We start from the raw sequence: 15742 nt of genomic DNA, 5'->3' as shown, positions 1-15742 counted from the left end.
AACGGCTGCGGCCCGTCGCGGCGGGGTCGCCGGACGGGCCGCAGCCGTAAAGGGTGGTGCTACGCCACCGCGATGGCGACGTCGATGTTGCCCCGGGTCGCGTTGGAGTACGGGCACACCTGGTGCGCCTTGGCCACCAGCGCCTCGGCCTGCTCGGCCGGCACGCCCGGCAGGGAGGTGGTGAGCGCCACGGTCAGGCCGAAGCCGCCCGCGCCGTTCGCCCCAAGCCCGACCTCGGCCGCCACGGACGAGCCGTCGATCGCGACGCCCGCCTTGCCGGCGACGAGCCGCAGCGCCGAGTGGAAGCACGCCGCGTAGCCGGCCGCGAAGAGCTGCTCCGGGTTGGTGGCGCCGCCGGGGCCGCCGAGCTCCTTCGGGGTGGCGACCTGGGTGTCGAGCAGGCCGTCGGCCGTGCGGACCTGGCCGTCGCGGCCGCCGGTCGAGACTGCCTCGGTGGTGTAGAGAACCTTCACGTGTTCCTCCGCTGGATCTTGTCGGTGAGGCGGGTCAGGGTGTCGCGCAGTTCGGCCAGCTCGTCGCCGGCCAGGTCGGTGCCGCAGAACAGGCGGCCGGGGATCTCCTCGGCCTTCTCCCGCAGGGCCACGCCCCGGGTGGTCAGGGAGACGGTCACGGACCGTTCGTCCTCGGGGCTGCGTTCGCGGGTCAGCAGGTCGGCCGCCTCCAGCCGCTTCAGCAGCGGCGAGAGGGTGCCGGAGTCGAGCCTGAGTTCGGAACCGAGCTCCTTGACCGTGCGGGCGTCGCGCTCCCAGAGCACGAGCATCACCAGGTACTGCGGATAGGTGAGGCCCAGCTCGTCGAGCAACGGCCGGTAGAGCGCCGTGACGGCCCGGGAGGCCGAGTAGAGCGCGAAGCACAGCTGGTGCCGGAGCTCGAGTTCCATGCGGCTAACGGTAGTGCCCAATTAAGTTGTGCACAACCGATACGGAGCGTGAGCTGGGGCACGGGAGGTGACCTGGGACACATCGGGAAGCGGCGGAACAAGCGGCGGATTCGCAACGGACATAAGCCATCGGCGCTGGTCGAAGGGTTCTGGCGGGCGGGGGTCGGCGAATAACCGGGCGGAACTGTCGTACCCGGCCGGTAGATTCCGCCGGGTGTCCAACCAACCACCGCCGACCGTCGGGCCCGCGGAGCCCACCCTGGCCCCGGCCGCCGTCTCCCTGGCCCCGGTCAGCATCCTGCACCCCGCCGCCGTGCTGCTCGCCGACATCGACGCGGCCTGGGCGGAGGCGGACCGGGTCCGCCGCGCCGCCCGCCGCCGTCCGCTTCAGAGGCAGGCGTCCGCCGGGCAGCGCCCCCGCTCCACGTAGGTCTCCCGGAAGTCCGCGACCGCCGCGCGGACCTCGGCCGGCGCGTTCGTCCGCTCCAGCGCGTCCGCCGCCGCCGCGAAGCACTGCCGCGCCGCCCGCGCCATCGCCGGGGTCGACAGGCCGTGCCGGGCCGCCGACTGCCACGCCCCGCGCACCTCCTCGGTCGCCGCCATCGCCGCGGCCGCCGCGACCGGGTCGTCCATCAGGGCGGACACCACCCCGAGGGGTACGAGCCAGCCGTCCTCCCGCTGCGCGTCGATCATGCGCAGCTCCAGGTACCCCCGGGCCCGGACCGGCGGGAACAGGGTGCTCAGGTGGTAGTCGAGATCGTCGAGCCCCGGCGCGCGGGTACCCGGCGACTGGATCCACTGCCGGAACGTCAGCCCCTGCGGCACCCGCCACACCCCGCTGCCGTCCCGCACGCACATCACGGGCGCGTCGAGGACATAGCGCGCGTACGCCGAGCGCAGGTCCTCGCCCGCCCGCAGCGTCACCGGCCGGGTCCGGGCCGGGTCGAGCGCGTCCCACACCGCCCACCGGGTCGACTTCCAGCCGGTCGGCCGGCCCTCGCGGAGCGGCGAGTTGGCGAACGCCGCCACGAGCACCGGGCCCAGGGCGTGCGCGAGCCGCCACCGGTCGCCGCCGCTGCCCGGGCCCGCGTCCACGCACACCTGCACGGAGGCCGTCGAGCACATCATGAGCTGGCCGGCGGGGGAGAACGGCGCGAAGTACTCGGCCATCGCCCGGTAGCGGGGGGCGTCCACGATCCGGCGCGGGGGGCGGACCGGGTCCAGCCCGTACCCGAGGAGTTCCAGGTTGTTGGCGTGGGCCGCCTCGCGCAGGATCCGCAGGTCGGCGACGGTGTCGGCCACGCAGCCGGCCAGGCCGAGGCCCGCGGCGGAACTCAGTTCCACCTGACCGCCCGGTTCGCAGGTAAGCTGGCCGCCACCGGGTAGTTCGCCGCAGTCCCGCACGGTCTGCCGCACCCGGTCGAGGGGCACGGGCGCCGCCGGATCGGCGGCGTCGCGCACGAGCCATTCGAGCTCCACCCCGAGCCTCTCCACGGGGCCGGTCCGCAGACTGACGGCGGACACGTGGGACATCGCCAGGTCGATCGTGAGTTGCATATCCGTCATTTCGGTCTCCTCCCGATCGTGCACTGTAGGGAGTCTGGCACATCCACCAGCCGCTTTCGGAAATTGTCGGTGGCGGCGGTTAGCCTGCGGTGTCCCGTCAGTGGAGAGGAAACATCCGGATGGCTTGGCTGACCGCCGCAGGCGGCTACGAGGTGACCCTGCGCGAGGGTTCGATAGTGTCCCGCAACGCCGCTGGCAAGGAGCTGCGCACCCTGCCCAAGACGTTGCGCGACGATCCGGCGGTGGTCGGGTTGCGGCAGCTCACCGAGTGGTTCACCCGGCACGGGACGGAGTGCCGCGCCGACGTCGAGCGGTGGATGATCCGGTCCCTGCCCGTCCCGGCGGCACTGCTCGCCCAGGTCTGGGCCGACGAGACCTGGCGCACCACGCTCACCGACCTCGTCGTCGCCGTGCTCGACCAGAATGGACAGTGGGACCCCGAGGAGGTCGGCTTCCTCCGGCACGCCGACGAGGCCGGGATCGGGGTCGTCACCCTCGACGGCGAGACCGTCCGGCTGCCGTGCGAGCGGGTCCTGATCCCGCACCCGGTGACGCTGACGGAGCTCGACGACCTGCGCGAGTTCGCCGCCGACCTCGGCGGCACCCAGACCGTCGCCCAGCTGTTCCGCGAGACCTGGACCCGCCCCGCCGACCTGGACCCGCTGGCCACCGCCGTCGACACCTACTCCGGCGGCCGGTTCGAGCAGCTCCGGCACCTGATGGCCCGCGCGGCCTCCCAGGGCTACCCGGTCCGCGGCGGCTACGCGGTCTGCCGCGTCGTCGAGGGCGGCGACATCATCGAGGCCCGGTCCTGGATCGGCTCCGACGACCCGTACTACGAGACGGAGACCGGCGACCTGGTCTTCGTCGGCCCCAGCGGCAAGGCACTGCCGGTCTCCGAGGTCGGCCCGGTCACCTGGTCCGAGGGCATGCGGATGGCCGCCGCCCTGTACGCGGGCCGCACCGTCGAGAAGAACGAAACGGAGTCCTAGAACATGCGCAGCGCCCACCTGTTGGACGCGGGAGCCGTCCTGCCCCTCGGCGCGTCCGTCGACGCCGAGGACACGGTCGACACCCTGACCGCCCGCGCGTACCGGCACCCCGCGTTCGGCGACCGGACCGTGGTGCGGCTGGTCCCCGGCACGCTCGGCGGTGCCGAGGACCTGACCATGGACTTCCTCGGTTTCCAGGCACCGTCCACTGTGGCCGAGGTCGGGATCGTCCGGCAGCGCGCCCTCGGCTTCCCCGCCTGGGCCCTCGTCAACGACCCGGCCAACGGGCACCACGCGCTCGCCCTGGTCAAGGAGATCGAGAAGCTGGCCCGGATGGCCGGCTCCCGGGTCGGTCCCGCCAAGGACGGCTTCGACGCCCTCGGCCAGAAGCTCGCCCTCGCCGTCCCGCACTTCCTCCCGACGTACTACGAGCAGGCCGGCCGCGCGTTCCTGGCCGCCGAGTCCTCCTCGTACGCGGCGATCATGTTCGGCAAGGCCCGCGAGGCCGAGCGGATCTACGCGCTGACCATCGAGGAGGAGCGCCAGCACGCGGTGTTCCTGGAGTTCGCGCTGGGTGGCGCGCTGACCGCCAAGGCGCTGTCCGCGCACGCCCGCGACCTGGCGGCCCGCAGCACCCCGCTGGAGGCGTTCACCCGGTTCCGCCGGCTGTGCGTCGAGCGCACCCTGGGCGGCCTCCCGCCGTACGCGGCGATGCACACCGACCTGCGCCGGCTCGCCAAGGCCGCCGGGCTCGCCCTCGACGAGGTGGACGAGGAGGTGCTCGGCGAGCTGATCGCCGCGCCGGCCACCTCGAAGGCCCCGGAGTCGTTCTGGGCGGCGTACCGGTCGACGCTGGCCCGCCTCGCGTCCCGCGACCCCGCGCTGCGCGGCAAGCTGCTCGGCATGACCGTCACGAACTGTGACGACGCCGTCTGGATCTCCATCCTCGAGGAGGCCGGGGCCACCGACGCGCTCACCGGCGACGCCGCCCCCGAGGCCTCCTCGCCCGACGGGCCGGCCGGCTGGCTGACCCGGTTCGCGGCCCACCGCTCCCGGCGGTACTGGCGCCGACGCCTCCGGCAGGCCGCCCTGCTGTCCCTCGTCGAGCGGATGGCCCCCCGGCTCGTCGCCGACGGGGTCGCCGTCACCCTCGGTAGCGGCCACGAGATCGAGCTGGACCTGCTCGACGCGTGCCTCGCCCACGGCGTGCCCGTCACCGACCCGGCCCGCGAGGGCCAGTGGAACCTCCGGGTGGACGACTGGCTGTCCGACGAGACCGAGGGCCGCCGCGACCTGGTCGCCGTCGCCCGCGACCCCCGCTTCCTGCCCGCGCTGTCCGCCGGCCTGGAGAACGACCTGCGCGGCCGTGGCGGCGGCCGGGCCTCCGTCGACAAGGTGAACCGGGCGCTGGCGGCCCCCGGCCTGCGGCTGGCCGCCGAGAGCTGGCTCGCCGGGTTCGCCGACGGCCTGGGCGGCCACGGGCTGCCGACCCTGTCCGCGCAGCTCGACCGGCTCGCCGGGCTCGCGTGCGCCGAGGGCCTCGCCGTGCACCCCGACGCGGCGCGGCGGATCGTGGACCACCCGCTCGGCCCCGTGCTGGGGCGCACCCTGCGCGCGGGCGTGCTCGACGAGTACGGCTGGCCGGCCCTCGACGAGGCCGTCGCCCTGGCCACCACCGGCCCCGACGACGACACCGACCTGCGGCTCACCCCGCAGTGGCCGCACCTGATCGTGTCCCGCGACGACTCGCCCGTCGTGCGGGTCGTCGGCCCCGACGGGATCGAGCTCGAACACCACACCCGGATCCCCGCCGACCAGCGCCGCTGGATGTGGCGCCTGGTCCTGCGGTACGTGGACGGCCAGCTCCTGGTCTGCTGGGACAGGGGCCCCGACCGCGCGGGCTACTGGTCGGCCACCCCCGACGACGTGTTCGTCGCCCCCGACGACGCCTTCGAGCACGACATGTGGTCCCTGCCCCTGGAGGGCGGCGGGCGCGTCACCGGCAAACGTCCGCTGCACCCCGGCGACCGGACGGGTCGGGCGGGCGGCATCCTCGCCTCCGACGGCCGGTCCCACTGGCTGCAGCGCAGCGTCGAGGACGGCGTCGCCTGGTTCGAGCTCGACCCGCGCACCGGCGACCTGGGCCGGGCCTCGCTGCCGGCCTTCTTCGAGGACGGCGCGCGCGACGGGGAACTCCTGGTCCGGCACCTGTGCCGGCTCTACCCGGCCCCCGGCGCGCACCTCGGCCCGCTCGGCGGCGCGGACGGCCTCGCGGGCTGGCGGGTCCGGCAGGCCGCCGACGGCGGGTTCACCGGCGAGGGCCCCGACGGCCGGTCGTTCACGATGGCCCCGGGCGTGGGCCCGCTCGGCCTGCGCCCCACGCCGGGCCGCCTCACCGGCCAGCCCGGCGGGGCGCTGCTGTTCCCCGGCTCCGACGTCCCCGTCGGCCTGCTGCGCGAGGGCCACTCCATGAACAACGGGCACACGGCGGTGCTGGCCGACGGCTTCACCGTCGCGACGTACCCGGCCAGTGAGCGCCGGCCCGCGTTCGCCGCGGGCACCCCCTACCTGCCCCCGGTGAACTACTGGCACCACTTCCGGCCCCGGGACGAGGCGGGCTCCGCCGTGCTCCGGGCGCTGACCGACGAGCAGGCCACCGAGCTGGTCACCGGCGCGGCCGGCCTCGAACCGGCCCAGGTCGCCGAGCTGGTCCGCCGGGTGCTCCCGGGCCTCGCCCACCCCGAACTCGTCGCCGGGGTCGCCGGCCTCGTCCGGGTCGCGGCGGGCCAGGCGGCCACCCTCGGGGTGTACTGCGCGATCCTGGAGGGCCGCGAGCTGCCCGACGACGCGGAGTCGGAGGCGGCGGCCGGTCCCTACCCGGACGACACGTTGCAGACGGCCCTGTCCGGGCTCATCCGGTACTGCTACAACCAGCAGTACAGCGTCGCGCGGTTCGTGGCGTGGGCCGGACAGGTGCTCACCGGCGAACCCACCCCGGAGCCGCTGTCCCTGCCCAGCGGGGACCTCGACTGGTTCGACGTGTTCGGGCTGCTCCCCGGCGCGCTGTACCGGGCGGCGCTGCCCACCACCCCCGAGGCGCACCGCAGCACCCTGCTCGCCTTCGTCGAACACTGCGCGCAGGTCGGCCTGCTGGCCCCGGGCAGCCGGCTCCGCCGGGTCACCGTGGTCCCCGACGAGGGCGTGGTGCTCGCCAAGGCGCAGGTGCTCACCCTGGGCGGCGGTCGGGGCGTCGTGCTGCGCGGGGACTCCGACGACGCCGACGTGCTGGAGTTCAGCCCGGACGGCACGTTCGGCGCCATCCCCGGTACCCGGATCACGAAGGAATGGATCTTCACCGACGGCCGGATCGACGCGGACAGCGTGACCCCGTTCGTCGTGGCGCTGCGGGAGCGCGGCCCCGTGGCCTGGGACCCGGCGCGGGTCGACGCGCTGTCGGTCGCGGCCGGGATCAGCCGGGCCGAGGCCGCCGTGGCCCTCAGCGGCATCAACAGCGAGGCCCTGAAGGAACTCGTGGTCGAGGGCCTCACCGAGGCCGAACTGTCGACCGGCTACGACACGTGGAACCGGGGGACGCTGGGCCTGCGGTTCGCCGAGGCGTTCGGCCTGCTGCTGCCGGAGGACCCGACCGACCTGGTCACCACCGGTCCCGACATCGCGCGGTTCGCCGCGTGGGCCGTGGCCCGCAACGGCGTCCGCACCCCGGTCGGTGACGCGCTGATCACGCGGCTGATGAAGTCCCGGCAGTACTACCGGCCCCAGGCCTCCGAGCTGCTGCACGGCATCTCCAACGCCGACACGTGCCGCTGGCTGGCCGGACCGGTCGACGACATCGACGCCGGTGACCTCGTGACCTCCCTGGCCCGGGTCCTGCCCTGGCTGGCCCACGAGCTGCCCGCCGACGATCCGGTGCAGGCACTGCTGCCGGTCGCCGTCGACCGGGTCCGTGCCCTGCTGGCCCACCCCGGGCTCACCCTCCAGTGTGGACATATCGACCCGAAGAAGATCCCGAAGCTGGCCGAACAGCTCGGCGTCACCGTCACCACCACCGCCGAGGGCGACCGGATCGGTCCGCTGACCGTGCCGGCGGAGTCCGGCTGGCGGCCGGTGCGGCTGTCCCCGGCGCAGCTCACCGGGCTCGGCGACCCCGTGCTGGACCTGCTCTGGTCCGAGGTCGGCGCGACGGACCTGGTCACCGCGCTCTGCGGCCTGCTCGACGGCCGGGTCGCACGGACGCTCGGCGGGCAGCGGACCGCGACCGAGGGCGACCCGCACAACCCCGCCGACGCGGTGCCCGCGCTGGTCGAGGAGGTCAGCGCCACCCACGGGCTCAGCGCCGACGCCGCGACGCTGTACCTGCAGCTCCTGGCCCTGCCCAACCCCACGGACCGCAACCTCACCCAGTGGAACGGCTGGAAGCCCGCCCGGACCAAGAAGGCCCGCGCCGAACTGGCCGCCACCGACCTCGTGGTCGAGGGCAAGCGGAGCCGGGCCGGCCGGTCGCTGTTCCTGCCCGGCGGCTGGCTGGAGCTCAAGGCCCCGAACCTGCCGATGGAGGCGTGGAAGAAGGGGCTGCTGCTCACCGACGAGGCCGGCGAGTGGTTCCTGGGCATGATGGTCCCGGCCGTCCCGCTGACCGAACTGTTCACCGTCGCCTGGCAGCGGGTCCGCCAGGGCGACGGCCCCCGCTTCGACGAGCTCATCACCGAAAGGCGCCGCCGACCGTGACCGACACCCCCACCCACCGCCGCCAGGTCGAACCGGCGGAGGACGCGCACGCCGGCGAGCTGGCCTTCCTCGCCGGGTACGACGACGGGCCCCGGCCGCCCGGCTGGCGGATCACCCCGCGTGCCGTGGTCACGTTCATCGTCGGCAGCGAAGGCAAGGAACTGGAACTGCCCGTGGCGGCGCGCGGGGCCGCCCTGCCGGACCGGCTGGCGATCAGCGCCAAGTTCGTCGGCGAGCGCGCGCTGGTCGAGCGGTGCGTCGTCACCCTCGCCGGCGAGCGCGGCCTGCTGCTGGTCGGCGAGCCGGGCACCGCGAAGTCGATGCTGTCCGAGCTGCTCGCCGCCGCCGTGTGCGGCACCAGCGAACTCGTCGTGCAGGGCACCGCCGGCACCACGGAGGACCAGCTGCGCTACGGCTGGAACTACGCGATGCTCCTCGCCCACGGGCCCAGCCCCGAGGCGCTGGTCGCCTCGCCGGTGCTCCGCGCGATGCGGACCGGCGCGGTGGCCCGGATCGAGGAGGTGACCCGGTGCCTCCCCGAGGTGCAGGACGCCCTCGTGTCCCTGCTGTCGGACCGGCGGATCGCGGTGCCCGAACTCGCGGGTACCGGGGACGCCACCGTGCACGCGGCCCCCGGCTTCACCCTGATCGCCACGGCCAACCTGCGCGACCGGGGCGTCTCCGAGATGTCGGCCGCCCTCAAGCGCCGGTTCAACTTCGAGACCGTCGGCCCGATCGGTGACCTGGCCGCCGAGACCGAGCTGGTCCGCCGGCAGGCCACGGCCGCGCTGGCCCGGGCCGCGACGCCGTACGCGATCGACGCGGCCGTGCTCGAGGTGCTGGTGACCGCGTTCCGGGACCTGCGGGGCGGGCGCTCCGTCGAGGGCTGGGACGTGCAGAAACCCTCCACCGTGATGAGTACCGCCGAGGCCGTCGCCGTGGCCACCTCGCTGGGCCTGGCCGCCGCGTACTTCCCCGGCGACCGCGACGTCCTGTCCCTGCTGCCCGGCCACCTCCTCGGCGTGGTCCGCAAGGACGACCCGGCCGACGGCGCGACCCTGCTGGGGTACTGGGACGGGGCCGTCCGGCGGCGCGCGGAGGACGGGGCGCGGCTGTGGCGGCGACTGTGGGAGCTGCGCGATGTCCTCGTCGACTGACGACCCGGGGCGCGGGCCGATCGGCGGCGGGTCACCGGGTCTGTCCGGTCTGGACGGAGTGCTCGTCGAGGAGCCCGGGCGGGCGGTCGCCGAGCTGGCCGGGAGTACGGTGCCGCACCTGATCGGGGTGCGGCACCACTCGCCGGCCCTCGCGGCGGTCCTCCCGGCCCTCCTCGACGCCGCCGACCCCGACGTCCTCCTCCTCGAACTGCCCCCGGAGCTCGGCGGCTGGATCCCGTGGCTCGCCGACCCGGGCACCGTCGCCCCGGTCGCGCTGGCCGGGGTCGTCGGCGACTCCCCGCCGGCCTTCTACCCGTTCGCGGACTTCTCCCCGGAGCTGGCCGCGATCCGGTGGGCCGCCCGGCGTGGCGTCCCCGTCGTGCCCTGCGACCTGCCGCTCGCCGACCCCGCCTGGCGGACCGGCGAGGACCGTGACGGGCCGGACCCGGTGCTGGCCACCGCCCTGCGGGACGCGGCGACCGGCCGGCCCGGCGACGACATGTGGGACCGGACCGTCGAGGCCCGGGCTCCCGGCGCCGACCCCGAGGAGGTGCGCCGGGCGGCGCTGCTTGTCGGCTGGGCGCTGCGGAGCGACGCGGCGCGCGGGGGCGGGGTGTCGGCGCTCGACCTGCGCAGGGAGGCCTGGATGCGGCGGGCGCTGGCCGAGGCGGGCTCCGGTGACGAGGTCGCCGGGCGGCCCAGGCGGGTCACCATGCTGGTCGGGGCCTTCCACGCCCCGGCGCTGTACGTCGGCGACGCGGCCGGTGACGCCCCGCCCGGGCCCGAGGTCGCGACGTCGCTGGTGGCGTACACGTTCGGGCTGCTCGACGAGCGGTCCGGCTACCCGGCCGGCATCCGGGACCCCGGTTGGCAGCAGTCCGTCCTGGAGGCCGGCGCCGACCCCGCCGCCGTCGAGAACGCGGCCGTGGCCGCCGTCGTCCGGGTCTGCGCCCACCTGCGCGCGGCCGGGCACCCCGCCGGGCCCGCCGAGGCGCGCGAGACCGTCCGGATGGCGCTCGACCTGGCCCGGCTGCGCGGCCTGCCCGCCCCCGGCCGGGGCGAACTCGTCGAGGCCATGGGCACCGTCCTCGCGCACGGCGAGGTGCTCGGCCGGGGCCGGGTCGTCGCGTCCGCGATGGAGAACGTGCTGGTGGGGGACCGCAGAGGAGTGCTGGCGGACGGTACGCCCCGCTCGGGGCTGCGGCCCGCCGTGCAGCGGATGCTGGCGGCGCTCGGACTGCCGGGACCCGGTACCCCCGAGAAGGATCTGCGGTTGGATCCGTTGCGCTCCGACCTGGACCGCCGCCGCGACATCGTGCTGCACCAGCTCGCGGTGTGCGGCGTGCGGTACGCGGAGCCGGTGGCCGTCGAGGGGCTGTCTGGCTCCGACGGGCTCACCACCCGCTGGCGGGTGCAGTGGACCCCGGGCACCGACGCCATGCTCGACCTCGCCGGGCTGCGGGGCGTCACCCTCGCCCAGGCCGCGCACGGCACCCTCACCGAACGCCACCGGCGCACCGCGGCCGAGGGCGGCCCGACAGTGGCCGACGTCCTCGGGGCCCTGGCCGCCGCCGCCCGGTGCGGGCTGGCCCGGCTGGCAGCCGAACGGCTCGCCGAACTGGCCGTCATCGTGCCCACCACCGCGAGCCTGCCCGAAACCGTCGAGGCCCTCGCGCTGCTCGACCAACTGCGGCTCGGCCACATCGCCGGGCTGGGCAAACCCGAACCCGACGCCCTCGCGGCGCTGGAGTCGACCACCGCCGAGGTGGAGACCGCCGCCGTCCGGCAACTCGACGGCCTCGCCGGCTCCGAGGACCCGGCGGACGCGGCGGCCCTCGCCGTCCTCGCCCAGCGGTCCGACGCGTTCGGGGTCGGGCTCCGGCTCGAGGCGGCGCTCCGCGACCTGGCCGACGCCGGTTCGCCGGTGATCTCCGCCGCCGCGCACGCCGTCCTGGTCCTGCTGGGCCGGCGCGACCAGGCGGGCCTCGCGCTGCGGGTCACGTCATGGGTGGACGCCGGGAGTACGCCGCAGGCCCGCCGGGTGCTCCAGGCACACCTCACGGGCCTGCTCACCGTCGCCGAACCGCTGCTCCAGGCGGGCGGGCCGGTGCTCGACGACCTTCTCGACCGGGTGGAGACGCTGCCCGACGAGCAGTTCCTCGCCCGGTTGCCGGCGCTGCGCGGCGGGTTCCACACCGTCAGCCCGGCCGGGCGCGACCGGCTGCTGGCCGTGGTGGACTCCCGGCTCGGCGGGGGGACGGACATCGACGCGCCCGGGGACGCCGGCACGCTGCTCGCGCGGTTGCTCGCGGACCGGGCCGGGCTGGCGGCGCTCGGCACCTGGGGGCTGTCCGCGACCGGGGCTCCGGAGGCCGGGGCCGCTCGTGCGCTGTCCGGGGGCGACAGTTCCGCAGCGGTTGGCGGGCCCGCCCAGGCGGGACAAGGGTCGGCGGAATCCAGCTCGATGCGCCCACCGGCCGATGTCGCCGGAGTGACGGGGGCGTCCGTTTCCGGGAGCACCCTGCCGACGGATGCGCAGGCCCTCGCGGATGGCGTCGTGGTGCGCACTCCTGGTGACGTGGGCGCAGTAGGGGAGGCAAGCGACGGTTCTCGGACGACCATGACGCAGACAGGTGCGCGGGCTGAGCCTGCCGCCGGGAGTTCCGACGCGGGAGTGCCCCTGGGGCTGGTGCCGCTCGACCGGTGGCGGCTGCTCCTCGGGCGCGACACGTCCGGGATGGCCGGGCGGGCGGGGCGGTACGCGACCGCGCTCGACGAGCTCTACGGTGCCGGACGCGGCGAGGGCCGGCACGCCGACGACGCCGGCCGGGCCGGGCGCGGGGCCGCGTTCCCCGGGGTCCGCGACTGGGCCGAGGAACTGGAGGTCCTGTTCGGAGCGGGCGTCCGCGAGGAGGTGCTGGCCCGCGCCGTCGAGTCCGGCCGGGTCGAGGCGGCGGGACTGCTCGACCCCGACGCGGTCCGACCCTCGATCGAACTGCTCCAGGCCGTGTTGTCCCTGGCCGGGGCCCTGCCGGAGTCCGCCGTCGCGAAACTGCGGCCCCTCGTGGCCCGGATCGTCGCCGAACTGACCCGCGAACTGGCCACCCGCCTGCGACCCGCGCTCGCCGGGCTCAACACGCCCCGGCCGACGCACCGACCGGGCGGGCGGCTGAACCTGCCGCGCACACTCCGGGCCAACCTCGCCGCGAGCCGCCGCCGCCCGGACGGCAGTCTCATGCTGGTCCCCGAGCGGCCCGTCTTCCACACCCGGGCCCGCAAGGGCGTCGACTGGCGACTGGTACTCGTCGTGGACGTGTCCGGCTCGATGGAGGCCTCGGTGATCTGGTCGGCGCTCACCGCCTCGGTGCTCGCCGGGGTGCCCGCGCTGACCACCCATTTTCTCGCCTTCTCCACGGAGATCGTGGACCTCACCGACCGGGTGTCCGACCCGCTCGGGCTGCTGCTGGAGGTGAGGGTCGGTGGCGGTACCCATATCGCGAAAGGGCTGCGGCACGCCCGGAGTCTGGTCACCGTCCCCTCGCGGACGATGGTCGTGGTCGTCAGCGACTTCGAGGAGGGGTACCCGGTGAGCGGCCTGCTCGCCGAGACCCGGGCGCTCGTCGAGTCGGGGTGCGTGGTGCTCGGCTGCGCGAGCCTGGACGACACCGGCCGGCCCCGGTACAGCGTGTCCGTGGCGGAACAGCTCGTGGCCGCCGGGATGCCCGTGGCCGCGCTGAGTCCGCTGGAGCTGGCCCGCTGGGTCGGGGAGCAGGTCCGATGACCGCGTCGTTGCCGGCAGCGGATCCGTTGGTGGTCGCCGGGGCGGTCGACGCGCTGCCCGGTCGGCTCCGCAAACGGCTCGACGACATGGTGGCCAGGGCCGCCGGCTGGGCCGTGACGGTCGACGGGGATGTCGCCACGGTGACCGTGGACGAGCAGACGACGGTGACCCTGACCCCCGATCGGGGGGTACTGCGGACGGCCGCCTCGGCCCGGTGCAGCTGCCTGCTCGCGCCCAACTGTCTGCACCGGACCGCCGCCCTGGTCCTGTGCCCACCGGCGGACGAGGACGCGGAGGGGCCGTTCGACGGGGAACCGGGGGCGGCATCCGACGGCGCTCCGGTGCGCCCCGAACCCCCGTTCGACGGTGGCCTGGACCTCCTCCCGGTCGGTTCCGGCCCGACCGATCACGACTCGGAGGTCCGGTCCCGAGGGTCGCGGTCCGGCGCCCCCACCGACTCCGAACCGGACGCACCGCCCGGCACAGCGACGCCCGGCACCGGGCCGGCCGGCCACGCCGGCTCCGACCGGACGGCCCCGAAGAAGTCGACCGGTGCGACCGCACCCGGATCCGGTGCCGCGAAGGCCGGCGGTCGGGCACGCGGGTCGGGCGTCGATCCCGCCCTCTCCGGGAACTGGCCGGCGGCGCTGTCCGTACGTCAGCGGGCCGCCGCGCACGGGCTCTGGCAGGCCGGGGTCGGGGTCCTGGCCACCGGCGTCGTCGGGTCCGGCGTGATCGCGGGCGTCGGCCTGCTGCGCGCCGCGCACGAGGCCCGGGCCCAGGGCCTGCACCGGGGTGCCGCCGCCGGCCGCCGGGTGGCCGCCGGGCTCCGGTCTGCCCGGGAGGCGCAGCCCGGCTTCCGGCTGGCGGCCCTCACCGACGACCTGCGCGAACTGCTCGGCCTCGCGCACGCCCTCCAGGGTTCCGAGGCCCCGCCCGAACTGCTGGGCACGGCCCGGAGGGCGTACGACCCCCGGGGCAGCCTCCGCCTGTACGGGCTGTGCACCGTCCCCGTCGTCGCCGAGTCGGGCTACGCCGGGGTGCTGACATACCTGGTCGACCGCGACGGCACCCTGTGGGCGGTCGCCGACATCTACCCGGGCGGGGTGGGCCGGGTCGCCGGTTCCGCCGAGTCCACGGTCTCCGTCGGGGAGGCCGCGATCAGCTACCGGGCGCTCGGCCGCGCCGGCCTGATCCTGTCCGGCGCGACCGCCACCGACACCGGCCAACTGGGCGCGGGCCGGTCGGTGCGCGCGGTCCGGGCGGGCGGCGGCGCGTGGGCCGACGTACCGGCCGCGCGGTTGTGGGAGCAGCCGCTCGGCGCGCAGGTGCACCGGGCGTTCGAGGCGCTCGCGGCGGGGGTCCAGGCCCATCCGGTCGGGGACGACCTGCTCTTCCTCCGGGTCCGGGTGCGCGGGGCGGACACCGAAGGAGTGTGGGCGACCACAGTGGACGGTGTGCCGTTGTGTCTGACGGCGGCGGCGGAGTACCCGGAGCTGCCGTACCGGCACAATCTGCGGATCCTGGGGGAGGCGGTGGACGGCGAGCTGCTGGTGGTCGGCAGTCCCGATGCCTCGCGGCCCGGGCGGGTCCGGGCGCTGTCGGTCGCGGTCACCGGGGACGGGCCGCCGGCGTTGGTGCTGCCGGGGGAGTGGGCCGGCCGCGTCGACCTGGGAATCGACCGCCTGCACCGCAGCCACCTGCCCGCCCCGCCCGGAGTGGGCGTCCCGCCGGGCGAGGCCGGGAAACCTGCGGCGAGCGATGTGCCGGGAGGAACCGGGGAAGCCGGTGGGAGCGGCGCGCCGGGCGGATTCGCAGACGCTGCGGGGAGTGACGCGCCGGGCGAGGTCTCGGAAGCCGGTGTGGAGGGCGCTTCAGGGGTGGAGGATCGTCCCGCCGCCGGAGAGGCTCCCGGTGTCGCCGTGAACCTGCCGGTCGACGGTGGAAGTGAAGCGCCGGGCGGGGTTGGGAAAGCTGCAGAGGGCGGTGTGTCTGGACGGGCGGCGGACGCTGGTGGGAGCGGCCTGCCGGGCGGATCCGCAGACGCTGCGGGGAGTGACGTGCCGGGCGAGGTCCTGGAAGTCAGCGGGGAGGGCGCTTCCGGGGTGGAGGATCGTCCCGTCGCCGGAGACGGTCCCGGGGTCGTCGCGGACCCGCCGGTAGACGGTGGGTTCCGATCCGGGGCGGCCGTCGATCCCGCGCTGCGGTTCCTGCGCGCCCAGGTGGAGCGCACCGTCTCCGGCGGCCGTGCCGTGCAGGCGCTCGCGGCGGACGAGAGCCGGGTGCTCCGCAGGGCCCGGCTGGACACTGGTGCCGCGCTGATGGCGGCGGTGGGTGCGGCGGCCCGGCACCGCCCGCGCGACGCGTTCGGTCGGCTGGCGGACGACGACGGGCACGCGTACGCGCTGGCCTGGTTGTCGGCGGCGGTCTACGAGGACGCGGCCACCAGGGCCTTCGCGGAGGCGACCTGGCTGCCCCAGGAGCACGGGGGCGCCACGGGCTGAGCGATCAGACAACCTCGGGGAAGGTGTGGTCGTCCGGCCCCGGACCACCTCACCTTCCCCGAGATCGCTGCCACATCGGGGCCACCCGCTCCCAC

9 protein-coding genes are annotated in these 15742 nt (G+C 75.7%); 6 read left to right on the top strand and 3 right to left on the bottom strand.

What is annotated here, in order from left to right; translation table 11 throughout:
- Positions 1-59: 59 nt before the first annotated feature.
- Together AB0M43_RS17930 and AB0M43_RS17925 are read right to left on the bottom strand one after the other, a co-directional pair.
- Positions 60-473, bottom strand: a complete 414-nt coding sequence (locus AB0M43_RS17930; protein ID WP_363725930.1) for an organic hydroperoxide resistance protein — start codon at positions 471-473, stop codon at positions 60-62.
- Positions 470-901, bottom strand: a complete 432-nt coding sequence (locus tag AB0M43_RS17925; protein ID WP_363725928.1) for a MarR family transcriptional regulator — start codon at positions 899-901, stop codon at positions 470-472. Before AB0M43_RS17925 ends, AB0M43_RS17930 begins: the two co-directional genes overlap by 4 nt.
- Before the next feature lie 214 nt (positions 902-1115).
- Here AB0M43_RS17925 and AB0M43_RS17920 point away from each other — a divergent pair, with 214 nt between their 5' ends.
- Positions 1116-1331, top strand: coding sequence for a hypothetical protein (locus AB0M43_RS17920; protein ID WP_363725926.1), 216 nt, complete (start codon positions 1116-1118; stop codon positions 1329-1331).
- Here the strand turns inward: AB0M43_RS17920 and egtA are convergent.
- Positions 1289-2467 (bottom strand): ergothioneine biosynthesis glutamate--cysteine ligase EgtA, encoded by a 1179-nt coding sequence (gene egtA / locus AB0M43_RS17915; RefSeq protein WP_363725924.1) that lies wholly within the window; start codon positions 2465-2467, stop codon positions 1289-1291. The two genes, AB0M43_RS17920 and egtA, sit on opposite strands and share 43 nt — an antisense overlap.
- A gap of 119 nt (positions 2468-2586) precedes the next feature.
- On the opposite strand from egtA, the gene AB0M43_RS17910 reads away from it, so the two are divergent.
- From AB0M43_RS17910 to AB0M43_RS17890, 5 genes are read left to right on the top strand one after another with little or no spacing between them, the layout of a single operon-like run.
- Positions 2587-3459, top strand: coding sequence for a DUF4132 domain-containing protein (locus AB0M43_RS17910; protein ID WP_363725922.1), 873 nt, complete (start codon positions 2587-2589; stop codon positions 3457-3459).
- 3 nt (positions 3460-3462) lie between these two features.
- Positions 3463-8205, top strand: coding sequence for a hypothetical protein (locus tag AB0M43_RS17905; protein ID WP_363725920.1), 4743 nt, complete (start codon positions 3463-3465; stop codon positions 8203-8205).
- Positions 8202-9362 carry an AAA family ATPase gene (locus AB0M43_RS17900; protein ID WP_363725918.1) on the top strand — a complete coding sequence of 387 codons (1161 nt, stop codon included), beginning with the start codon at positions 8202-8204 and terminating at the stop codon, positions 9360-9362. The genes AB0M43_RS17905 and AB0M43_RS17900 overlap by 4 nt, the downstream gene beginning before the upstream one ends.
- Complete coding sequence (locus AB0M43_RS17895; RefSeq protein WP_363725916.1) at positions 9346-13143, top strand: DUF5682 family protein; 3798 nt, start codon at positions 9346-9348, stop codon at positions 13141-13143. The genes AB0M43_RS17900 and AB0M43_RS17895 overlap by 17 nt, the downstream gene beginning before the upstream one ends.
- Positions 13140-15647: a hypothetical protein gene (locus AB0M43_RS17890; RefSeq protein WP_363725914.1), complete on the top strand. Its 2508-nt coding sequence runs from the start codon at positions 13140-13142 to the stop codon at positions 15645-15647. The genes AB0M43_RS17895 and AB0M43_RS17890 overlap by 4 nt, the downstream gene beginning before the upstream one ends.
- The last annotated feature ends 95 nt before the right edge of the window (positions 15648-15742 follow it).

Origin of the sequence: Longispora sp. NPDC051575, from assembly GCF_040681875.1 — a bacterium.
Lineage (GTDB): Bacteria > Actinomycetota > Actinomycetes > Mycobacteriales > Micromonosporaceae > Longispora.
Note: the sequence above shows the minus strand (reverse complement) of the source record. Positions and strands in the feature narration are given on the sequence as shown.

Excerpts from the sequence above, each read along its gene's own strand:
- AB0M43_RS17910 (WP_363725922.1), top strand. The coding sequence starts at position 2,587 with ATGGCTTGGCTGACCGCCGCAGGCGGCTACGAGGTGACCCTGCGCGAG.
- AB0M43_RS17895 (WP_363725916.1), top strand. The coding sequence starts at position 9,346 with ATGTCCTCGTCGACTGACGACCCGGGGCGCGGGCCGATCGGCGGCGGG.
- egtA (WP_363725924.1), bottom strand. The coding sequence starts at position 2,467 with ATGACGGATATGCAACTCACGATCGACCTGGCGATGTCCCACGTGTCC.
- AB0M43_RS17925 (WP_363725928.1), bottom strand. The coding sequence starts at position 901 with ATGGAACTCGAGCTCCGGCACCAGCTGTGCTTCGCGCTCTACTCGGCC.
- AB0M43_RS17905 (WP_363725920.1), top strand. The coding sequence starts at position 3,463 with ATGCGCAGCGCCCACCTGTTGGACGCGGGAGCCGTCCTGCCCCTCGGC.
- AB0M43_RS17890 (WP_363725914.1), top strand. The coding sequence starts at position 13,140 with ATGACCGCGTCGTTGCCGGCAGCGGATCCGTTGGTGGTCGCCGGGGCG.